At 64.0% G+C, this 21,715-nt stretch carries 24 protein-coding genes; 5 read left to right on the top strand and 19 right to left on the bottom strand.

Annotated features, from left to right (window positions below):
* The first annotated feature begins 61 nt into the window (after positions 1-61).
* The 4 genes from AUR_RS02595 (at position 62) to AUR_RS02610 (ending at position 3,771) form a co-directional block, all read left to right on the top strand.
* Complete coding sequence (locus AUR_RS02595; protein WP_206616214.1) at positions 62-991, top strand: ACP S-malonyltransferase; 930 nt, start codon at positions 62-64, stop codon at positions 989-991.
* Positions 988-2,049, top strand: coding sequence for a beta-ketoacyl-ACP synthase III (locus AUR_RS02600; protein WP_021474394.1), 1,062 nt, complete (start codon positions 988-990; stop codon positions 2,047-2,049). The genes AUR_RS02595 and AUR_RS02600 overlap by 4 nt, the downstream gene beginning before the upstream one ends.
* Before the next feature lie 107 nt (positions 2,050-2,156).
* Positions 2,157-2,402 (top strand): acyl carrier protein, encoded by a 246-nt coding sequence (locus AUR_RS02605; protein WP_011692310.1) that lies wholly within the window; start codon positions 2,157-2,159, stop codon positions 2,400-2,402.
* 133 nt (positions 2,403-2,535) lie between these two features.
* The gene (locus AUR_RS02610; RefSeq protein WP_062097025.1) at positions 2,536-3,771 is read left to right on the top strand and encodes a beta-ketoacyl-[acyl-carrier-protein] synthase family protein; all 1,236 of its coding nucleotides are present in this window, start codon (positions 2,536-2,538) and stop codon (positions 3,769-3,771) included.
* Between the two features lie 99 nt (positions 3,772-3,870).
* On the opposite strand, the gene AUR_RS02615 is transcribed toward AUR_RS02610, so the two are convergent.
* From AUR_RS02615 to AUR_RS02695, 17 genes are all read right to left on the bottom strand, one after another.
* The gene (locus AUR_RS02615) at positions 3,871-4,374 is read right to left on the bottom strand and encodes a DUF3145 domain-containing protein (protein WP_021474391.1); all 504 of its coding nucleotides are present in this window, start codon (positions 4,372-4,374) and stop codon (positions 3,871-3,873) included.
* Positions 4,375-4,664: 290 nt separating this feature from the next.
* Positions 4,665-5,591 carry a tyrosine recombinase XerC gene (locus AUR_RS02620; protein ID WP_062097027.1) on the bottom strand — a complete coding sequence of 309 codons (927 nt, stop codon included), beginning with the start codon at positions 5,589-5,591 and terminating at the stop codon, positions 4,665-4,667.
* A 62-nt stretch (positions 5,592-5,653) separates the two neighbouring features.
* Entirely contained in the window at positions 5,654-6,883 is a 1,230-nt protein-coding gene (dprA, locus tag AUR_RS02625) for a DNA-processing protein DprA (protein ID WP_062097029.1), read from the bottom strand.
* A complete protein-coding gene (locus AUR_RS02630; RefSeq protein ID WP_062097031.1) occupies positions 6,880-8,421 on the bottom strand; it encodes a YifB family Mg chelatase-like AAA ATPase in 1,542 nt (513 codons plus the stop codon). Before AUR_RS02630 ends, dprA begins: the two co-directional genes overlap by 4 nt.
* Entirely contained in the window at positions 8,421-8,786 is a 366-nt protein-coding gene (locus AUR_RS02635; RefSeq protein WP_170828544.1) for a YraN family protein, read from the bottom strand. The genes AUR_RS02630 and AUR_RS02635 overlap by 1 nt, the downstream gene beginning before the upstream one ends.
* A gap of 108 nt (positions 8,787-8,894) precedes the next feature.
* Positions 8,895-9,230, bottom strand: a complete 336-nt coding sequence (locus AUR_RS02640; RefSeq protein ID WP_021470793.1) for a DUF2469 domain-containing protein — start codon at positions 9,228-9,230, stop codon at positions 8,895-8,897.
* Between the two features lie 67 nt (positions 9,231-9,297).
* Positions 9,298-10,068: a ribonuclease HII gene (locus tag AUR_RS02645; RefSeq protein WP_021470794.1), complete on the bottom strand. Its 771-nt coding sequence runs from the start codon at positions 10,066-10,068 to the stop codon at positions 9,298-9,300.
* Positions 10,069-10,935 carry a signal peptidase I gene (gene lepB, locus AUR_RS02650; protein ID WP_062097035.1) on the bottom strand — a complete coding sequence of 289 codons (867 nt, stop codon included), beginning with the start codon at positions 10,933-10,935 and terminating at the stop codon, positions 10,069-10,071.
* Positions 10,936-11,610: a signal peptidase I gene (gene lepB, locus AUR_RS02655; protein ID WP_021470796.1), complete on the bottom strand. Its 675-nt coding sequence runs from the start codon at positions 11,608-11,610 to the stop codon at positions 10,936-10,938.
* 82 nt (positions 11,611-11,692) lie between these two features.
* Positions 11,693-12,046, bottom strand: coding sequence for a 50S ribosomal protein L19 (gene rplS / locus AUR_RS02660; RefSeq protein ID WP_014922079.1), 354 nt, complete (start codon positions 12,044-12,046; stop codon positions 11,693-11,695).
* 250 nt (positions 12,047-12,296) lie between these two features.
* On the bottom strand, positions 12,297-13,100 hold the full coding sequence (gene trmD, locus AUR_RS02665; protein ID WP_021470797.1) for a tRNA (guanosine(37)-N1)-methyltransferase TrmD: 804 nt from the start codon (positions 13,098-13,100) through the stop codon (positions 12,297-12,299).
* Positions 13,097-13,636, bottom strand: coding sequence for a ribosome maturation factor RimM (gene rimM / locus AUR_RS02670; protein ID WP_021470798.1), 540 nt, complete (start codon positions 13,634-13,636; stop codon positions 13,097-13,099). Before rimM ends, trmD begins: the two co-directional genes overlap by 4 nt.
* A gap of 127 nt (positions 13,637-13,763) precedes the next feature.
* Positions 13,764-14,006, bottom strand: coding sequence for an RNA-binding protein (locus AUR_RS02675; protein ID WP_021470799.1), 243 nt, complete (start codon positions 14,004-14,006; stop codon positions 13,764-13,766).
* Between the two features lies 1 nt (position 14,007).
* Positions 14,008-14,418 (bottom strand): 30S ribosomal protein S16, encoded by a 411-nt coding sequence (gene rpsP, locus AUR_RS02680; protein ID WP_031216024.1) that lies wholly within the window; start codon positions 14,416-14,418, stop codon positions 14,008-14,010.
* Positions 14,419-14,608: 190 nt separating this feature from the next.
* On the bottom strand, positions 14,609-15,049 hold the full coding sequence (locus AUR_RS02685) for a hypothetical protein (RefSeq protein WP_062097037.1): 441 nt from the start codon (positions 15,047-15,049) through the stop codon (positions 14,609-14,611).
* Positions 15,050-15,169: 120 nt separating this feature from the next.
* A complete protein-coding gene (locus AUR_RS02690) occupies positions 15,170-16,042 on the bottom strand; it encodes a VOC family protein (RefSeq protein ID WP_021470802.1) in 873 nt (290 codons plus the stop codon).
* A gap of 77 nt (positions 16,043-16,119) precedes the next feature.
* Entirely contained in the window at positions 16,120-17,202 is a 1,083-nt protein-coding gene (locus AUR_RS02695; protein ID WP_062097039.1) for an amidohydrolase family protein, read from the bottom strand.
* A gap of 187 nt (positions 17,203-17,389) precedes the next feature.
* Between AUR_RS02695 and thiC the strand changes: the two genes are divergently transcribed.
* On the top strand, positions 17,390-19,222 hold the full coding sequence (thiC, locus tag AUR_RS02700) for a phosphomethylpyrimidine synthase ThiC (protein WP_128397039.1): 1,833 nt from the start codon (positions 17,390-17,392) through the stop codon (positions 19,220-19,222).
* On the opposite strand, the gene AUR_RS02705 is transcribed toward thiC, so the two are convergent.
* Positions 19,209-19,931, bottom strand: coding sequence for an alpha/beta fold hydrolase (locus AUR_RS02705; RefSeq protein WP_062097041.1), 723 nt, complete (start codon positions 19,929-19,931; stop codon positions 19,209-19,211). The two genes, thiC and AUR_RS02705, sit on opposite strands and share 14 nt — an antisense overlap.
* Before the next feature lie 118 nt (positions 19,932-20,049).
* A complete protein-coding gene (gene ffh, locus AUR_RS02710; RefSeq protein ID WP_021470806.1) occupies positions 20,050-21,627 on the bottom strand; it encodes a signal recognition particle protein in 1,578 nt (525 codons plus the stop codon).
* Positions 21,628-21,715 lie beyond the last annotated feature (88 nt).

Consider the following 21,715-nt stretch of genomic DNA (forward strand, 5'->3'; position numbering starts at 1 on the left):
CCAGTGAGCTTGGTGTACCGAAACACCAGTGGATCACGTGGCAATTTGGAAAGCTGGATACGTGCTTGCAATCGTCTGCCCTGGACAGGGCTCCCAGACCCCAGGTTTTCTGGCCCCTTGGCTGGAACTCCCCTCCGTCGAAGGCCAATTGGCCAAGCTGAGCGAGATCGCAGGCATCGACCTCAAGGCCCACGGCACCACCTCTGACGAAGAAACCATCAAGGACACTGCCGTGGCACAGCCGCTGATTGTGGCCGCGGGCCTCGTCGCCGCCAAATCCTTGTTCGACGTTGAACTCAATACCCTTCCCGTTATTCTTGCGGGGCACTCGGTAGGTGAAATCACCGCTTCCGCACTTGCGGGCGTCCTTACGGACGAGGAAGCCATGACGTTCGTGCGCGAACGCGCCAACAGCATGGCAGCCGCTGCGGCCGTCACTCCCACGGGCATGAGTGCCGTGTTGGGCGGGGACCCGGCTGACGTCCTCGCAGCCATCGAGGCTTCCGGCGCTACTCCGGCCAACGTCAACGGCGCAGGCCAGACCGTCGCTGCCGGCACCTTCGAGCAGTTGAAGGCCCTTGCGGACAACCCGCCTGCCAAGGCCCGCGTCATCCCGCTCAAGGTCGCCGGCGCTTTCCATACCTCCCACATGGCACCGGCAGTGGACGCACTTGAGGCACTCAAGCCCTCGCTTTCGCCCCAGGACCCTACGGTTCCCCTGCTATCCAACTACGACGGCAAGGAAGTGAAGGCGGGTTCCGCCGTCGTCGACAGCCTGATCGCCCAGGTCTCCCGGCCGGTCCGTTGGGACCTCTGCATGGAGAACCTGGTTGAGCGCGGTGTTACCGGCGTCATCGAACTGGCCCCCGCGGGAACCCTCGCCGGTCTCGCAAAGCGCGGCATGCCGGGCGTCAAGACCGTGGCAGTCAAGACGCCCGAGGACCTGTCTGCCGCCCTTGCCCTGTTTGCCGAACTGGAGGGAGAAGCATGAGCACGCCCGTATTGAAGAAGGCTCCGGTTCACGAAAACAGCCGTATCCTCGGGATCGGCGCCTACCGGCCCGACGTCATCGTCACCAATGACGACGTCTGCCAGTGGATTGATTCTTCGGACGAATGGATCCGCCAGCGCACCGGCATCATCACCCGCCATCGCGCCGCTGCCGATGTCAGCGTGATCGACATGGCCGAGGGCGCCGCCCGCGACGCCCTCCAGCAGGCGGGCATTGAGGCATCCCAGTTGGGCGCCGTCATTGTCTCCACGGTCACCCACCCGTACGCAACGCCGTCGGCGGCTGCTGCACTCACCGACCGTTTAGGCGCGACGCCGGCACCTGCCTTTGACATCTCCGCCGCCTGTGCGGGTTACTGCTACGGGGTTGCCCAGGCGGATGCGCTGGTGCGGTCCGGAGCCGCCGACTACGTCCTGGTGGTTGGTGCCGAGAAACTTTCGGACGTCATCGACAACCATGAACGCACCATCTCGTTCCTCCTCGGCGACGGCGCCGGCGCCGTCGTGGTGGGACCTTCGGACACTCCGGGCATTGGCCCGTCTGTCTGGGGATCGGACGGCAGCAAGTGGAACGCCATCGGCATGACCCACTCGCTGGACGAAGTCAGGAAGCTGGGCGAATCAGCCCGCCACTCGGACGAGACAGACGATCCCGCCATCCTCTCCGCCACCCAGGACGTGTGGCCCACCCTGCGCCAGGACGGCCAGACCGTCTTCCGCTGGGCAGTCTGGGAAATGGCGAAGGTAGCCCAGCAGGCGCTGGATGCCGCTGGCATCGAAGCAAGCGACCTGGCTGCTTTTGTCCCCCACCAAGCGAACATGCGCATCATCGACGAGATGGTCAAGAAGCTGAAGCTGCCCGAGTCGGTGGTCGTTGCACGTGACATCGCCCAAGCAGGCAACACGTCCGCGGCTTCCATCCCCTTGGCCACCCACCGGCTCCTTCAGGAGAACCCGGGCCTGAGCGGAGGCCTGGCGTTGCAGATCGGTTTCGGCGCCGGCTTGGTCTTCGGCGCCCAAGTGATCGTGCTGCCGTAACCGGAGCCGTGTCTCCAGCCAACTGAATACGCAGTCAAAACCCAAACCGTAATCGCGGTTTGCCCCCTTTCCGGCAGCAGCCGGCACAACAAGAAAAGGAGCCAATCATGGCTAGCAACGAAGAAATCCTGGCCGGCCTGGCTGAAATCGTCAACGAAGAGACCGGCCTTGCCACCGAAGCCGTGGAACTGGACAAGTCCTTCACCGAGGACCTGGACATCGACTCCATCTCCATGATGACCATCGTGGTCAACGCCGAAGAGAAGTTCGGCGTCCGCATCCCGGATGAAGAGGTCAAGAACCTCAAGACCGTGGGCGACGCCGTCAGCTTCATCGCAAACGCACAGGCCTAGTCCTGGCACCAGCTGTGCCGGGCCGGGGTTGCTGATCCTGCGCCCGGCACAGCCGCATTACCGCCCAAAGTTTTTTTCTGCCGCCCCTGCATGAACTGCAGGCGGGACGGCACATCCGACAGAGAGTGATCGCATGGCACGCAAAGTAGTCATAACCGGTCTGGGGGCCACCACTCCCATCGGCGGCGATGTTCCCACAATGTGGCAGAACGCGCTGAAAGGGGTCTCAGGAGCCCACACCCTCGAAGACGAGTGGGTTTCCAAGTACGACCTCCCCGTGCACTTTGCTGCCAGGTGCTCGACACCCGCACTGGACGTCCTGACGCGCGTTGAAGCCAAGCGCATGGACCCCTCAACCCAGTTCGGCGTCATCGCCGCGCGCGAGGCCTGGGCAGACGCAGGAATCGAAGGAATTGACCACGACCGCCTTGCAGTGGCCTTCGCCACCGGCATCGGCGGCGTCTGGACGCTTCTGGACGCCTGGGACACCCTCAAGGAAAAGGGACCCCGCAGGGTCCTGCCCATGACCGTTCCCATGCTGATGCCGAACGGCGTTGCCGCCGCAGTGAGCCTCGACCTGGGGGCCCGCGCCGGAGCCCACACGCCCGTCTCGGCCTGCGCCTCCGGCACGGAAGCACTCCACCTTGGCTTGGAGCTGATCCGTTCGGGCAAGGCCGATGTGGTCATGTGCGGCGGTGCCGAAGCGGCTATCCACCCGATGCCGTTGGCTGCCTTCTCCTCCATGCAGGCCCTTTCCCGTCGTAACGATGAGCCGGAGCGCGCCTCCAGGCCCTACGACATCGACCGCGACGGCTTTGTGATGGGTGAAGGCGCCGGAGCATTGGTGCTTGAAGCCGAAGAGCACGCGATCGCCCGTGGCGCACGCATCTACGCCGAGTTGGCCGGAACGTCGGTCACGGCAGACGCCTACCACATCACGGCTCCGGACCCTGAGGGCCTCGGTGCTACCCGTGCGCTGAAAGCAGCCATGTTCGACGGCCGCATCCAGGCCGAGGACGTGGTTCACGTCAACGCCCACGCCACATCCACTCCTGTGGGCGACAAGCCGGAGTACACGGCGCTCCGCGCTGCCCTGGGTACCCACGTGGACAACGTCGCAGTATCGGCCACGAAGTCCCAGATGGGCCACCTCCTGGGTGCATCCGGCGCCGTCGAAGCTGTCCTCACGGTCCTGGCTGTCTACGAACGCAAGGCACCGGTAACCATCAACCTTGAGAACCAGGATCCGGAAATCCCCCTTGACGTCGTGACGTCGGTGCGGGACCTCCCTGCCGGGGACATCGTGGCCTTGAGCAACTCCTTCGGATTCGGCGGACACAACGCAGTCATCGCGGTCCGTAACGTCTAAAGCGGGTCCTTGAACAGGACGCGCAGAACCAGCAGGGCCCCCACCGCATATGGTGGGGGCCCTGCTGGTTGCTATGGGAACGTTGGAGGCTTGAGGTAGTCAGCCCACCTGGTGCAGCCAGCGAACAGGTGCGCCTTCGCCGGCATGGCGGAACGGTTCGAGCTCTTCGTCCCACGCTTCGCCGAGGGCAAGGGAAAGCTCATGATAGACCGCCGAAGGATCGCCGGCACCGGACTCGTAGGCGTAACGAATGCGGTCTTCGCTGACCATGACGTTGCCGTGGACATCGGTGACGGCGTGGAAGATTCCGAGTTCGGGCGTGTGGGACCATCGGGCACCGTCCACCCCGGGACTCGGCTCCTCGGTCACTTCGTACCGCAGGTGTGCCCAGCCCCTGAGCGCAGAGGCCAGTTGGGCACCCGTGCCCGGCTGGCCAACCCACGACAATTCGGCCCGGAACATTCCGGGCGCAGCTGGTTGCGGGGTCCACTCAAGATCGGTTCGCTTATCCACGACCGATCCAATGGCCCATTCCACGTGCGGGCACAAGGCAGTCGGAGCCGAGTGCACGAACAGGACACCGCGGGTTGTTGCAATAGACATTCCATCCTCCATAGCTGTAGGTACGTCTTCCCCAACGACCTCTGCATGGACGACATCACTGACTTATGCCGTGAACCCTGCGGGATATTCAGTTATTTGAAGACGATCCAAACCCGATGGTCGCCGCTATTAAGAACCAGTCTTCCACAATGGAATCGCTTTGCTCGATTGTGGCACACGAGTTCATTGTGGCAAACAAGGAACCCTCAACTTGAAATTGAAGGTTCCGCAGTGGTGCTTACATTTTGCCGTACACGTCACTTTTCCGCCAGTGCAACATTTGCCGGGCGCTAGGCTCTCGGGTGCGCTTGCCGGTAACTGTTGCGCAATCTTTCCACGGAGACATGTGTGTAGATCTGGGTAGTGGCAAGGCTGCTGTGACCGAGGATCTCCTGCACTGCCCTGAGATCGGCGCCGCCGTCCAGCAAATGGGTGGCCGCGCTGTGGCGCAGGGCGTGCGGACCGGTAGCGGCGGTGTCGCCGAGGGCTTCGAGAAGATTGCCCACGACGCTCCTGACTTGCCGCGGGTCCACGCGCTTGCCGCGCTGCCCCAGGAAAAGCGCGGGACCGCTCAGGGGGACAACCAGGTCCGGGCGTCCGCGTCGCAACCAGTCGTCCAGGGCAACGGCAGCGGGGACCCCGAAAGGAACCGTGCGCTCCTTATTGCCTTTGCCCAGCACCCGCAAGGTCCGCCGGTCAGGGTCTACATCGTCGACGTCCAAGCCGGTCAGCTCACCCACACGGATGCCAGTGGCGTAAAGCAACTCCACCATGGCACGGTTCCTCAGCGATAGCGGGTCCCCCTCCGCGGCGGCGGCATCGAGTTCATCGACCACCCTGCTGATTTGCCGCTGATGAAGGACCCCGGGCAATGACTTGCTGCGTTTTGGAGCCTGCAGGCGCAGGGCGGGATCACTCTGGATCAGTTCTTCGCGAAGAGCCCACTTCGTGAAGGACCTGGCAGTCGCGGCCCGGCGGGCCAAGGTGGACCGCGCCATGCCCGATTCGCTTTGCGCACCCAACCAACGGCGGAGCGTTCCAAGGTCCACCGAGCGAAGATCAGTGGTCCCCTCCTGTGCCGCGAAGCCAAGAAGGCTCTCAACATCCGACATGTAAGCCCGTACCGTGTGGGCCGACCTGGCCCGCTCCGCTTCCAGATAACGCCTGAAGCCCTCGGCCGCTCTTCCAAACTCCGGGGGCAGTGATTGTCCATCCACCTTTCCACTTTGCCACTGTCCGGTGCGGGATCGCTGCAGGACGTGGCACTAGCCTCTGACCATCAAGCGTTCCCGCTCCGTTTCCACGCCCCCCTTTCCGAGGACGCGAGCCCAAGAAGTCCCAAGCGCCCCAAACCCGCCCGAACTGCATCGGGGCTCAGCCCTGCCACGGTGGCAAGCTTGTCCACGGAGCTGGCTGAGCGCAGTGGCAGCGCATCCAAAAGGATAAGGTCCTCAAGTGACAGCCCGTCCTGCGGCTCCGCCGGAGTCTCTTTGTCGGCAGCCATCCATTCGCCGCTCCTGCCGGACAGTTCGGCAACCTCTCCCACGTCGGTGACGCACACCGCTCCGCCGTCCCTCAGGAGCCTGTGGCATCCGGCGGAGTTGGCACTATGGATGGAACCGGGAACGGTGGCGACGATCCTTCCGATGGATTCGGCATGATGGGCGGTGTTCAGGGCCCCCGAACGCCATCTGGCCTCGACCACGACCGTCACCGAAGCCAATGCTGCGATCAGACGGTTGCGCTGGAGGAACCTGTATCTGGTGGGGGCTGAACCGGGTGGCACCTCGGCGATCAGCGCTCCCTGATGGGTGACAGTCCGCAGCAGATCTTCGTTGCCCGCCGGATAGAAGCGGTCCACTCCCCCGGCCATCACGGCAATGGTCGGCATGTCGGAGGCGCCGCCGCTCAAAGCACCCCGATGCGCATGGGCGTCGATGCCGTAGGCACCACCTGACACAACCGAGTAGCCGCGCTGGGCCAGGCCATGGGCGAAGTCCCCGGCCACAGAAGCACCGTAGCTGGTGCTGTCACGGGAACCCACCACAGCAATGATCCGCCGGGGCGAAGGAATCGGGCGCTCGGGGCCGCGCCACCACAGGCACAACGGTTCCTGAAGTCCCAGGTCCGCCAGCTGTCCAGGCCACAGTTCGTCTCCGGGAATGACCAGTCGCCCGCCCAGTCTACTCATCGTCGCAAGGTCACGCTCGGGCGCCAGATCACGGACGCGCGGCGCCCAGCGTCGTTGGCTTGTGGCCATGCCAGTCCACGTTGGGGTGGTGCCATCCTGCGAGAGGAGTGCCGTAATTTCCCGCTCCACTGAGGCACCCGCTGAGAGCTCTCCGGTAGCGATGCCAAGAGCATCAAGGGCGCCTACAGCCCTCACCAGCGCCAGCCCGACGATGTCCTGCGGTTCCATCAAACGCGACAGCGCCGCCCTGGCGATGCGCTCCTTCTCCTGCACGGTCAGTTCCGCCAACTCCGTTGCTCCCTTCGATGTTCCGTTCATGGCATTGCGTTCGCTTGGCGCAAGCCCAAGGCTTGCCCGACGTGGTCCGGTGCCGGCGCATCCGCGTGGTCCAAGTCGGCCAAAGTCCATGCCAAACGGAGGACGCGGTCATACCCCCGGGCCGTCAGGATCCCCCGTTCCAGCGCCGTGTCCAGAATCCTGGTGGTCCCTGGCTGAAGGCGCAGTCCGCCGCGCAGCACACGCCCCGGCACCTGCGCGTTGGTCTCGAAGCCGTACTCCCGGAGCCGGTCCACCTGACGCTGCCTGGCCGCCATGACCCGGAGGGCCACATCGGATGTGCTCTCCTCGGTACCGCTGTGCCCGAAATCGGCCATCGAGACACGGTCCACCTGCAACTGGATGTCCACCCGGTCCAACAGGGGGCCGGACATCCGGCCAAAGTACCTCCTGCGCATCAACGGCGTACACGTGCAGTCTTTGCCCTTGCCGGAAGCATTGCCACAGGGACAGGGGTTGGCCGCCAAGACCAGCTGAAACCGCGCAGGATAGGCAGCTGTCCCGGCGGAGCGATGAATGACGAGGGCCCCGTTCTCCAACGGTTGGCGAAGGGCATCGAGGACCCTGCGTTCAAACTCGGGTGTTTCGTCAAGGAACAGCACGCCCCTGTGTGCCCGCGAAGCCGCCCCGGGGCGGGGCAGGCCCGATCCGCCGCCGATGATCGCGGCTGCTGTAGCGCTGTGGTGTGGACTCTCGAAGGGCGGCCGCCGAATCAACGTCACGGGTGAAGACCGCACAGCCGCAAGGGAATGGATTGCCGTCACTTCCATGGCAGCTGTGTCCCCAAGGTCCGGAAGAAGGCCCGGGAGACGTTCTGCGAGCATTGTCTTACCGGCCCCCGGAGGTCCGGTCAGCAGCATGTGGTGACCACCGGCCGCTGCGACCTCCAATGCCTGCCGCGCTTCGGATTGGCCGGATACGTCGCTCAGGTCGGGCGGCAGGGCTTCCGTGCAGCCGTCTCCCTCAGGCGCGTCCTCCGCTGGTGGGTCAAAGTCCAAAGCCAGCTCTTTGGGATCTGCGCCAAAATCGTAGGCCAGCCGCGCGAGCGTGGTGTACCCGCGGACGTGCGCGCCCGGCACCAACCTGGCCTCTGCTGCGTTTGCTTCGGCCACCACAATGTCCGGGTAGCCCGCATTCACCGCAGCCATGACGGCGGGCAGGATACCCCTCACGGGCCTCAGCCTGCCGTCCAGGCCCAGTTCGGCGATGAACACCGTGCCGCTGGTTGACCTGACGTCCTCGGCAGCCTGGAATGCCGCCATGGCAATAGCAAGGTCAAACCCCGAACCCCGTTTCGGCAGCGATGCGGGGATCAGGTTGGCGGTGATCTTCCGCCTGCTCAAGGGAATCCCGGAGTTCCTGGCAGCAGACCGGATCCGTTCCTTGGCCTCATTCAACGCAGCGTCCGGAAGACCCAGGATCACAAAGGCGGGGAGCGTTTGGCCGATATCGGCCTCGACTTCCACGATGTAGCCGTTCAGCCCCACGAGGGCTACTCCGTAGCTGCGCCCGACGGCCATCAGCACACATCCCGGAGGTGTTCGACGTGCGGTGACCCCACGCCGTCGTGGATAACGCCCACGACGTCCACGCGGCGGCGCGACGGGTTCACCCCGCGTTCCCTGCACCATGAGGATGTCAGCCGATGAAGCCGGGCCAGCTTCTCCGGTCCCACTGCTTCAAAGGGATGGCCGAAGGCCACGTTTCGCCTGGTCTTCACCTCGGCGATGACCAGGGTGTCGCCGTCAAGGGCGACGATGTCTATTTCGCCTTCCCCGCACCGCCAATTGCGATCGACAACCTGCATTCCCTGGCCTTCAAGAAATGCAGCGGCCACGCTTTCGCCTTCGCGGCCAAGAACGTCCTTTGCTCGCATGAGCACCACCTCCGCCACCAAGCCTTCCGGCTGGCGACCTTTGAGGGCAGCTCATGATGCGTCTATGTGGACAATCCATCCACACGGGACGAATGTGGAGGAAAAGTGGAGCGGGAGCTAGTTGCCGAGATCCCCCAGGTCGCCATCCTTGGGCAGCGCCAGGTCCTCGTTGCGGGGAAGTTCCTCCACATTCACGTCCTTGAACGTGATCACGCGGACGTTCTTGACGAAGCGCGCAGAACGGTAGACGTCCCAAACCCAGGCATCCTGGAGGGTCAGGTCGAAGTAGACTTCACCATCGGCGCTCCGGGCCTGCAGGTCCACGTGATTGGCCAGATAGAAACGCCGTTCCGTTTCAACCACGTAGCTGAACAGCCCGACCACATCCCGGTACTCGCGGTAGAGCTGCAGCTCCATGTCGGTTTCGTAGTTCTCAAGGTCTTCGGCGCTCATAGTTCCATCTTGCACCATTGGCCGGATCCACAAAGCCAGGAGCGTCGGGCCGGCACTCCGCGGCTCGTCAAGAGACCTCCGGGCCCGTCAGATGCCAGCTTGTCCGGTGGTACGCGCTTGGGCCCCGGGTCCGGATAACCTCACGGTGCGCGGGAGTGGCGTAGCCCTTGTTTTCATTCCATCCGTACGCCGGAACCTCGGCGTGCAAATCAACCATGATGCGGTCCCTGGCGACTTTGGCCAAGACACTGGCTGCGGCCACGCTCAAGCAGCTCATGTCCGCCTTGATACGGGTGTGGACCGGAGCCTCACAGCCGGGCCCCTCCGGCGCCGCGTCGAACAGCGAAACCTGGACTTCAGGAGAAAGCCAATTGTGGCTGCCATCCAACAACACCACATCCGGCGTGATGCCTCCGGAGAGGATCTCGCACCATGCCCGGGTGCCGGCAAGGCGAAGGGCGGCGATGATCCCGATCGAGTCGATTTCCTGCGACGAGGCATGCCCCACCGCGCTGGCAACAGCCCACTCCCTGACCAAGGGCTCCAACCTGTCCCTGTCCTCGGGCTTGAGGAGCTTGCTGTCCCGGACGTCGGCCAGCAGCGGATGATCCTCAAGGTTCACCACGGCAATTCCAACACTTACCGGACCTGCCAGCGCACCCCGGCCCACCTCGTCAACGCCGGCGAGGAGCCGGGCACCGGAGGCCAGGAAGGTGCGTTCGACGTCCAGAGTGGGAAATTCCACAACCTGCTTCGCCCTGGCCTTCAGGCCGCCTTTGAGTTTCGCCTTTGCCTTGGCCGGGGCCGTGCCTTTGGTTCGGTTTGCTGCCGTTGCCATCTACTTACCTGTTGTGCCGGCGGGTACATTCTTGAAAACGTCGGAGTGGCTGTCCAGGACGCTCCACCTGCTGATGGGCCACGCGATGACTTCCGCTTTGCCCTCCACATCCTCAATATTGATGAAGCCACCGTTGGCCTCCTGATGCAAGCGTGAGTCCGCCGAGTGGTTCCTGTTATCCCCCATCACCCAGACCTTGCCCTCGGGAACAACCACATCGAAGGTGTCCGGGGTGGGCACCTCTGCGGGATTGATGTAGGTCTCGTCCAAGGGAACGCCGTTGATGCTCACCCGTCCCCCGGCGTCGCAGCACGTCACATGGTCTCCGGGCAGTCCAATAACACGCTTGACCAGGTGCTGTTCGCTGTCATCGGCCATGAGGCCAACGAACTCAAGGGTGTCACCGACCCAGTCCATGGGGCCCGCCGGCTTCTTCTCGATCGGCGTCAACCACCCCTGGGAGTCCTTGAAGACCACCACGTCCCCGCGGGCCACGTCGAAGGGCCCCGGTACCAGCAGGTTGATGAAGATCCGGTCGTTGACGTCCAAGGTAGCTTCCATCGACTCGGACGGAATCCAGAACGCACGGAACAGGAATGTCTTCAGGAGGAAAGACAGCACCAACGCGATGGCCACCACCGTGACGATTTCCTTGAGCCACACAATCGCCACGTTCTGCGTGCGTTTGCCTCCCCGTGCGTTACGCGAAGCCCGGGTGTCGTCGGCACCTTCGGTACCCGTTTCCCGTTCAGTGGCACCTTCGGTACCCGTTTCCCGTTCAGTGGCACCTTCGGTGCCGGGGGTTCCATCCAAGAGCCGCGCGTCGTCGTCGTGCCGCTCGGGATTTTCTGGAACTCTGTCCGGCATTTAGTGTCCGTTCTTTGTCGGGGTGGCCTGCGGGTAGCGAGGCATCTCTGCAAATCTATCAAGTGGCCAGATAATCCGGACCGGCTTACCGATAACCCGGTCGATCGGAACCATACCGCCACCTGGCGCCCCCAGCAGCGCCCTGGAATCGGCGGAACGGGAACGGTGGTCGCCCATCAGCCACAAGCGCCCCTCGGGCACAACGACGTCGAACTTTTGCTTACTCGGCTCGTCGCCCGGAAAGAGGTAGGGCTCCTCAACGGCCTGGCCGTTGACCGTCACGCGTCCGGCGTCATCGCAGCACTGCACGTGGTCACCGGGAATACCCAGGACCCGCTTCACATAGGTGGTATCGCTGCCTATCAGGCCGAACCACTGCCCGGCGGCGTTGACGGCGTCCACCAAGGGACCCTTTCCACTGCTGAGCGGGGCAAAGGAACCGCGGCCGTCGAAAACCACGACGTCGCCCCGGGCAATGGGTTCATCGCTGAAGGCCGTCCTGGATACAAGGATCCTGTCGCCTGTTTCCAGGAGCGGTTCCATGGATTCGGACGGGATGTAATAGACGTCGATCCACAGCGACCGGACCAGGCCGCTGATGGCCACCGCGAGCACCAGCGCCAGCAACGCAAAACGCCAGCCCTGTTTCCGGGGCTGGCGTTCTGCTGTGTCCATGACTCGTATCCTGTGTTGCGTTGCGGATTGCTCCGGAACCCTCCGGGCACGAATCCTGGACCCGTTGCGTAAGTTGGTGGACTTACTTGGCGAAGTCGCGCTTTTCCTTGATCTTCGCAGCCTTACCGCGCAGTGCGCGCATGTAGTAAAGCTTGGCGCGGCGGACGTCACCCTTGGTGACGACCTCGATCTTGTCGATGATCGGGGAGTGTACCGGGAAGGTACGCTCTACGCCGACACCGAAGGAAACCTTGCGTACGGTGAAGGTTTCGCGAACGCCGTCACCCTGGCGACCCAGGACGAAGCCCTGGAATACCTGGACGCGGGAGTTCTTGCCTTCGATGATGTTGACGTGAACCTTGAGGGTGTCGCCCGCGCGGAACTCCGGAACATCGTTACGCAGCGAGGCTGCATCTACGCTATCGAGGATATGCATTAATCCACTCCTGGTGAACGCCACAGGTCATTCACTTTGGGTCACGGCGGACAAGCCCGGGGCAGTGAGGCCCACGGAAATTTCCGCCGAAGATTCTTTGTGAACGGTGCCGCCGCTGATTGGCGCCACCGTTTGTCCGACTGTTGGCTGAACTCCCCCTGTGGCAGGTGGCAGCCCAGTAGACACAAGGGTTAATTCTGCCATAAGCGGCACCAACGAGCCAATCAGGCCGGTCAGCGCTCGACGGCGGTCAGGACCTTTCGTCCGGGACGGCACCAGGGCGGGGGCTCAGGCGCCCGTCAACGACGTCGTAGCCCAGGTCAGCCAGTGCGGTTCGGTCTGCGCGGCTCAATCCGGAGGCGTCAAAACCGGCAAGGAGGTCCGGCCGGCGTTCCGCTGTGCGGCGGAACTGCTGGTGCTTGCGCCACTGCGCGATCTTTCCGTGGTTGCCGCTGAGGAGGACGTCCGGCACGTCATGCTCCCGCCAGGATGAAGGCTTGGTGTAGACCGGGTACTCCAGCAGCCCATCGGAGTGGGACTCCTCAACCAGGGACTCCGGGTTGCCCACGACACCGGGCAACAAGCGGCCGATTGCTTCCACCATCGCAAGCACCGCCACTTCGCCACCGTTCAGGACGTAGTCCCCCAGGCTGACCGGGCGTACCGTGAAATGCTCATGCGCCCAGTCGATAACCCGTTCATCAATGCCTTCGTAGCGGCCGCACGCGAAAACGAGGTGCTCCTCCTCGGCGAGCTCGTAGGCGAGTGCCTGGTTGAAACGCTCTCCGGCCGGGGATGGCACAATCAGGACCGGCTTCTTCTGCGCGTCCGGGGCCACGGACTCCAGCGCCCGGGCCCACGGCTCGGGCTTCATGACCATGCCTGCACCGCCGCCGTAAGGGGTGTCGTCCACTGTCCGGTGCTTGTCGGAGGTGAAAGTCCGGAGGTCGTGGACATTCAGTTCCAGGATCCCGTCCTGGCGGGCCTTGCCGATGAGCGAGAGTTCCAGGGGCGCGAGGTACTCCGGGAAGATACTGACGACGTCGATCCTCATTCAGCGGACCCCTCGGCGGGTTCGGCGTCGTCGTTGATCTCGAAGAGCCCTGCGGGCGGAGTGATGAGGATGTAGCCCGCCTCAATGTTGACTTCGGGGACGATCTCATCCACGAACGGAATGAGGATTTCCTTGCCGTCTCCGGTTTCGACCACGAGCAGGTCCTGCGCCGGCATCGTATTGAGCGCCGCGACCTTCCCCACTACCTGGGAGCCGACCCTGGCCTGGAGGCCCAGCAGTTCGTGCTCATACCAGCCTTCGTCGTCATCCTCATCAAGGTCTTCGGTTTCGATGAAGAGCTTGGCTCCGCGGATCAGTTCCGCTGCGTTGCGGTCTGCCACTTCCTCGAAACCGAGCAAGAGGATGTCCTTGTTCCAGCGGGCGCTGCGGACGGTCAACGGTCCGGAGGAGGCCGGCTCCACTACGAACTCTGTTCCCGCGACGAACCGCTCAGCGGGAGCGTCGGTCAGTACCTGGACCGTGACCTCGCCGCGGATGCCGTGGGGTTTGCCGATCCGGGCCACCTGGAGCTGCATGGGTTCCTCTGAATTCTGGTTTCATCCGCGGGCCGTGGCCGCGGGGGTGTTTGGTTGATAAAGCAATCCGGCCCCTCCACCATATTCGGTGGAGGGGCCGGACCAAAGGCAAATAATGCTGAGCGCGTTACCGGCGGCGGTCGGTGTCGACGACGTCAACCCTGACCTGATCGCCACCGGCCAAAGCCGCAACCACCGTGCGCAGTGCGCGTGCGGTGCGTCCTTGGCGACCGATTACCCGGCCGAGATCGTCCTGGTGAACACGCACCTCGAGGGATTCCCCGCGGCGGTTGTTCTTGGCACTGACCTTGACATCGTCCGGACTGTCAACAATCCCACGGACCAGGTGTTCGAGCGCTTCTGCCAGCAACTTACTCAGCCTCGGTGGTCTCTGCTTCAGCCTCGACGGCTTCTTCCTTCTTGGCCTTCTTGGTGATGGCTTCCGGAATGATGACGGAACCCTTCTCCGGAGCCACGAAAGCTTCCTTCGGAGCCTTGGTCTTCAGGGTGCCTTCCTGGCCAGGCAGGCCCTTGAACTTCTGCCAGTCACCGGTGATCTTGAGGATCGCGGCAACCTGCTCGGTCGGCTGGGCGCCAACGGACAGCCAGTACTGGGCACGCTCGGAAGCGACCTCGATGTACGACGGCTCTTCGGTGGGGTGGTACTTGCCGATTTCTTCGATGGCACGGCCGTCGCGCTTGGCGCGGGCATCCATGACGACAATGCGGTAGTACGGTGCGCGCATCTTACCGAAGCGCTTAAGGCGAATCTTTACGGCCACTTTTGTGGTCACTCCTGTTTCTGAAACGAGGGTGAACCCGACGTTCTGCACCCGTGGGGCGGGCCATACTAGGGGGTTCGAAGGACAAGATACGAGCACGGAGAGAGGGGCCGCACCGATCGAGTACCTGTCTATTGTGCCAGATGACAGGAGTATTTACGACTTCGCCCCGCGCACTTGCCTGCGAGGTTCAGGAAATTGACCACACATACAGGCCGGCGCGGTCGATTTTTTCGACATCGCTGGCAAGTGCAGCCAACTGCTGGACGTACCCGCGGGATTCCGCAGCGCCGAACGGCATGTCCTCCTGGGAAGCCCAGGCCTCTGCGACGTCGTCCAGCACGTTGCCGTCGCCTTCGCTCTGGTAGGTCAGCAGCTCGGCGAGGGCCCGCACCATTGCTTCCGGAACACCCAGCAGCGAATCGCTGGTGACGTCCACCAGGGCGAGTTCATAATCAGCGCCGGAGGCGTGCACTGCCTGCCCTGCAAGATCACCGAGCTGCTCCACCTCAAAATCGGTGATGCCTTCGATGCGCACAGCAGAACCGGCCACATCGGCGCCGCGTTCGAGTGCAGCTGCCCGCTTGAGGGCTTCATCGTGGGTGGCTACAAAGATTTCGGCAAAGCCCATGGAACGTACTCATTTCCTTCGTGCTGACATGCCCCGCCCAACCGCGGGAGGCTGCGCAGGACATGGAACCGGCACCGCCATCGCCTAGCCTAATGCAGCCACGCGCCGGCGGATGCCGCCTCAGCGGACGGCAACCCGCAGCTGGTTGCGCCACGGATCCTCGAAGCGGAGCTCAAGGCCGGTGTGGTGGCTTTGCAGGCCGGCCACGCGGAGACGGTCGGCGAGCGCTGCGACGTCATCATTCGACGGGACTTCGATGAGCACTTCACCCAGGCCCAGAGTGTCCTTGCGCGGGCCCGCTCCCCTGCTGTTCCAGACGTTCATGGCCATGTGATGGTGGTAGCCGCCCGCCGAGACGAACAGCGCCTGGCCATGCCACCCCGCGGTCTTTTCAAAGCCAAGGGTGTCAACGTAGAACTTCTGCGCTGTGGAAACATCGCCCACCTGGAGGTGGACGTGCCCGATCCCGGCTGCGGCCCCCTGCTGCCCCACGATGGCGGCCTCGCTCAGGTGTTGCTGGAGGTACGCCTGCGGAGGCAGCGCCACGTTGTCCATGACCACGTTCTTGCCGTCCCATTGCCAGACGTTCCTCGGCTTGTCGTAGTACAACTCGATGCCGTTGCCTTCGGGGTCGGTGAAGTAGAAGGCTTCGCTCACCAAGTGGTCAGCGCTGCCAACGAACGCGCGGGGTTCGTACTGCGCGGCCGTGGCAATGGTGGCGGCGAGGGACGCTTGGTCCTCGAACAGGACTGCGGTGTGGAACAGCCCCGCTTCCCCGCGCCCGGGCAGCTGCAAGCCCGCTGCGGGAGCCAGATGGACCACCGGCTTCCCCAGGCGGCCCAGGTACAGGCCGCCGTCCTGCTCCGCTATGACCTGCAGGCCGAGGGCGCGCTGGTAATAGTCGCTCATCACCTTCATGTCGCCGACCCTGAGCATGACAGTGCCCATGGTGAGTTCGGCTGGCAGGAGGTCCTGGCTGGATGGCGTGGTCATGTGATGCTCCCGGTAGTTCGGCGGCCGCCTTTCGGCACGTTCTACCTTACTAAATTACTTGAAGCTTCAATTTATTCCTAACGAACGATGGTGCCCCGCAGAACCACGTGGCTAAGTTCACGCACGGTAGCCAGGGCGCGGCGGGGATCCTCCCTGCAAAGCACGACGTCGGCACTCGCCCCTTCGCTGACGCCCTCGGCTCCCAGCCACCTCCGGGCGCCCCACGCAGCAGCCTCGAGGACCGCTGAAGGCGGCAGGCCGGCGTCGTGCAGTTCCTGCATCTCGTCGGCTATGCGGCCATGCTTGATAACGCTCCCGGCATCAGTGCCGGCATAGATGGAAACACCGGCTTCATAGGCCTCGAGGACCCGTTCGCGCCGGCGCTCCCACAATGCGGTCATGTGCTGCGCGTAGTCGGGGAACTTGGGCCCGGCCTGGGCCGCGATATCGGGGAACGTGGCAATGTTGACCAGGGTGGGAACGATCGGGACACCCTGTTCCACAAGCCGCGGGATGTGCCGCGGCAGGAGCCCGGTGGCATGTTCGATGCAGTCGATGCCGGCATCGAGCATGTCATCCAAGGTTTCTTCCGCGAAGCAATGCGCGGTTACCCGTGCGCCCTCGTCGTGGGCTGCAGCGATGGCGTCCTTGACCACCGCCGCCGGAAAAGAAGGCGCCAGGTCTCCCACGCCGCGGTCGATCCAGTCGCCAACCAGCTTGACCCAACCGTCGCCGTCGCGCGCTTCCTTTCGAACGGTCTCCACCAGCTGCTCCGGCTCCACCTCGTGTCCGAGGCCGCGCAGGTAGCGCCGGCTCCTCGCAATGTGCCGTCCCGCCCGGATCAGCCTTGGCAGGTCCGTACGCTGCTGGACCCACCTCGTATTGGCCGGGGAGCCGGCATCACGGACCAGCAGCGTCCCGGCGGACAAATCGGTACGGGCCTGCTCCAGGGTGGTGGCCTCATCCACTGCCCCGCCGGCTCCCAGGCCAATGTGGCAGTGGGCATCAACGAATCCGGGCAGGACCCAGCCCTCCAGCACGGTATCCGGGGCAGCTTCCGGACGGCTGAAGGTCAGGCGGCCGTCCACGGACCACAGGCCCCGGCGTTCCTCATGCGCGGAAACCAGCACCGGACCGCTGAATTCAACGATGTTCGGCATGGCAGAAGCTTAGTGCCGGCGGCCACAGTCCGGATCCGGACCGCATATGACTGGGAGCACCCGCCGCAGCTGTGGTAGCTTCGTCCCTGACCACACGGGAGCCCTTGCAGGGGCTGAGAAAAGGACTGAAGCAGTCTGCGACCGTTGAACCTGTCCGGGTAATGCCGGCGAAGGAAGTGAGTAATCCTTGAGCACCACAGAAACACAGCACAGCCCTGCCCAAAACCTGACAGCTCCCGGCGGGGACGCCGTCACGCAGTCGCTGAAATCCCACTCGCTTGCCTGGGTGGAGGACCCTGGCCACGGCATCCGCGTCCCGGTGACCGAGATTGCCTTGGAGCCCTCCCCCAACGGGAAGGCCAACGATCCGCTGAGGGTGTACCGCACGGCAGGGCCGGGCAGCGATCCCGTCGTCGGGCTTGAACCCTTCAGGGCCGCATGGATCCAGGCGCGCGGCGATACGGAAAGCTACACGGGCCGGGAACGCAACCTGCTCGACGACGGCAAGTCAGCCGTGCGCCGCGGTGCGGCTTCAGCGGAATGGAAGGGAGCGCAGCCCGTGCCCCGCCGCGCCGTCGACGGCAAAAGGGTCACCCAGATGCACTATGCCCGGCAGGGCATGGTCACCCCGGAAATGCGCTTCGTGGCCTTGCGGGAGAACTGCGACGTTGAACTGGTCCGCAGCGAGGTGGCCGCCGGCCGCGCCATCATCCCCAGCAACATCAACCACCCCGAGTCCGAGCCCATGATCATCGGCAAGGCATTCCTGGTGAAGATCAACGCCAACATCGGCAACTCAGCTGTGACGAGCTCGATCGCCGAGGAAGTGGACAAGCTGCAGTGGGCCACCCAGTGGGGAGCGGACACCGTCATGGACCTCTCCACGGGAGATGACATCCACACCACCCGTGAATGGATCATCCGGAACTCCCCCGTTCCCATCGGCACCGTCCCCATCTACCAGGCCCTGGAGAAGGTCAACGGCGAGGCGAACAAGCTCACGTGGGAAATATTCCGGGACACCGTGATCGAACAATGCGAACAGGGTGTGGACTATATGACCATCCACGCCGGCGTCCTGCTCCGGTACGTGCCGCTGACAGCCAACCGGGTGACCGGAATTGTTTCCCGCGGCGGCTCCATCATGGCCGGCTGGTGCCTTGCCCACCACCAGGAAAACTTCCTCTACACGCATTTCGACGAACTGTGCGAAATCTTCGCCAAGTACGACGTTGCCTTCTCGCTCGGAGATGGACTGCGGCCCGGCGCCACCGCAGACGCCAATGATGCCGCACAGTTCGCGGAACTGGATACCCTGGCGGAGCTGACGGAGCGGGCCTGGAAGTACGACGTCCAGGTCATGGTCGAAGGCCCGGGCCACATTCCGTTCCACTTGGTGCGTGAAAACGTGGAACGGCAACAGCGGTTGTGCAAGGGCGCGCCGTTCTACACCCTGGGCCCGTTGGTCACTGACGTCGCGCCAGGCTACGACCACATCACCTCGGCCATCGGTGCCACGGAAATCGCCCGGTACGGCACAGCGATGCTTTGCTACGTGACCCCCAAGGAGCATCTGGGGCTGCCTAACAAGGACGACGTCAAAACCGGAGTCATCACCTACAAGATTGCAGCCCACGCCGCAGACCTGGCCAAGGGCCACCCCGGCGCGCACGAACGCGACGACGCGCTGTCCAAGGCGCGGTTCGAGTTCAGGTGGAGGGACCAGTTCGCACTCTCACTGGACCCGGTGACCGCGGAGTCCTTCCACGATGAGACGCTTCCCGCTGAACCCGCCAAGACCGCGCACTTCTGTTCCATGTGCGGGCCGAAATTCTGCTCCATGCGCATCAGCCAGGACATCCGGGATGAATACGGTTCCGCCGAGGCCCAGGCGGCCATAGCGGAGATGTACAACGGAATGCGCGAAAAGAGCGAGGAGTTCCTGGCAACCGGAGGCAAGGTCTACCTGCCCGAACTCCAGATGCCGGCCCGCGGTGACCAGCGACTCACGACGCCCTGACCGACATACCCCGCCCGACGTCGGCAATGAAGGACCGGATGAACCGGTCGCCGTCGGCGGAATCCTGGGGACGGTGCCCTCCAGCAGCTACGCGGTGGAGGGCACCGGTATCCCTCAAATACCCGGCAATTTCCTCGTACAACGGCTCCCAGCCGCCGGTCAGCACCAGCGTGGGAACACCGGGCACAATGTGCAGGGGCGCTTCCCACGGCGGGGCCTGCAACCTCAAACGCCGGGCTGAGCGCCGCGCTTCCGGTGTCTGCAGGCCGCCCGCCTCCGCAGCGTAGGCCCGCCGGAAATACTCACGCTCATAGTCGGCGTCGCCGAGTTGGCTACGGACATCGAACAAGGGCTGCATCAGGGCGCGGTGCGACGCCGTAGCGGGAAGTTCGGCCGTCAAGGACAAGCACGCCGGTTCCACCAAGGACAACGAAAACACCAGGTCCGGGCGCTCCACCGCGGCGAGCATGGCGGAAATGGCACCCTGTTCGTGGGCAACCACGTGTCCCCCGCCCGAGTCGGCCAGCGCGTCAACAAGGATGGCCACATCCGCGGAAATGTCCGACTCAAGGGGCTCGGCCACGGGATCGAAACCGTGCCGCCTCAGGAAAAGGCAGTCATACCGCAGGGCAAGGCCATGCTGTTTTGGCCAGGCCGCAGCGCCGAAACTGCCCAGGCCGTGGACAAAAACTACGCGCTGTTTGTGCATTGGACCAGCCTATGCGAGGGCTGCGACATCACGGGAGGACGACGGCGCATGCCGGGCTGACCGGAGGCCTGGTTCTGATTGCCGGGCCCTACTTCCCTGGGCTCTATTTGCTTGGGCTTTATTTACCCAGGAACTTGTCGAAGCCCTTGGGCAGGTTCAACGAGGACGGATCGAAGTCAGCGGCGCCCTGGCCGAACGCTGCACCCTTGGGAGCAGCCGCGGCAGCTGCGCGCTTGGCCTCAGCCTCGCGCAACTCCTGCGCAGCCTTGGCGGGGTTGCCCGAACGTGCCTTCTTCTTGGGCGCGTTCTTGCCTCCCTTGCGGCCGCCGCCGGGCCCGCCCAGACCGGGCATTCCCGGCATACCGGGCATGCCGCCGCCCTGCGCCATCTTCTTCATCATCTTCTGAGCCTGGGCGAACCGCTCCAGCAGGCCGTTGACCTCGGAGACGTGGACGCCGGAGCCCTTGGCGATACGGGCACGGCGGGAACCGTTGATGATCTTGGGAGCCACACGCTCATGCGGGGTCATGGACCGGACAATCGCCTCAACGCGGTCAATTTCCCGCTCGTCGAAGTTCTCCAGCTGCTGCCGGATGTTTTGCGCACCCGGCATCATCATGAGCATCTTCTTCATGGAGCCCATGTTGCGGATCTGCTGCATCTGGGCCAGGAAGTCGTCCAGCGTGAAGTCTTCCTGGTCGGCGAACTTCTTCGCCATCCGGGCAGCTTCTTCCTTGTCCCAGGCCTTCTCAGCCTGTTCGATCAAGGTCAGGACATCGCCCATGTCCAGGATGCGCGAGGCCATGCGGTCCGGGTGGAACAACTCGAAATCGTCGAGCCCTTCACCCGTGGAAGCGAACATGACCGGTTTGCCCGTCACGGACGCTACGGACAGCGCGGCACCACCGCGGGCGTCGCCGTCGAGCTTGGACAGGACGATGCCGGTGAAGTTGACGCCTTCGTCGAAGGCCATTGCCGTATTCACGGCGTCCTGGCCGATCATGGCGTCAATGACGAAGAGGACTTCGTTCGGGATGATCGCCTGGCGGATGCGCCGCGCCTGGTCCATCATTTCGGCGTCGACGCCAAGGCGGCCGGCGGTGTCAACAATCACGACGTCGTGAAGCTTCTGGCGGGCTTCCTCCACGCCCGCCTTGGCCACGGCCACGGGATCGCCTGCGGGGTGTTCAAGTTCAGAGGTGGCGCCCGGGTGCGGAGCGAACACCGGCACGCCTGCGCGCTGGCCCACCACCTGGAGCTGGGTGACCGCGTTGGGCCGCTGCAGGTCGCAGGCAACGAGCATGGGGCTGTGGCCCTGGGACTTAAGCCACTTGGACAGCTTGCCCGCGAGGGTCGTCTTACCCGCACCCTGGAGGCCGGCCAGCATGATGATGGTAGGGCCGGTCTTGGCCAACCTGATGCGCCGCGTTTCACCGCCGAGGATCTCCACGAGTTCCTCGTTGACGATCTTCACGATCTGCTGGCTCGGGTTCAGCGCCCCGGACACTTCAGCGCCGAGCGCACGCTCGCGGATCCGCGACGTGAACTCACGGACCACGGGAACCGCGACGTCGGCATCCAGCAGGGCGCGGCGTATCTCCCGGACTGTGGCGTCGACATCGGCCTCCGACAGGCGGCCCTTGCCACGGAGGTTCTTGAAGGTTGCTGTCAACCGGTCAGAGAGTGAATTGAACACGCGCCGTGCACTTCTTTCGATGGTCTGCGAATGGCGGCCTTGCGGCTCACCGGAGTCTTTGACGTTCCTGCCCCAACAATGTGTCTCA

Source organism: Paenarthrobacter ureafaciens (assembly GCF_004028095.1).
GTDB lineage: Bacteria > Actinomycetota > Actinomycetes > Actinomycetales > Micrococcaceae > Arthrobacter > Arthrobacter ureafaciens.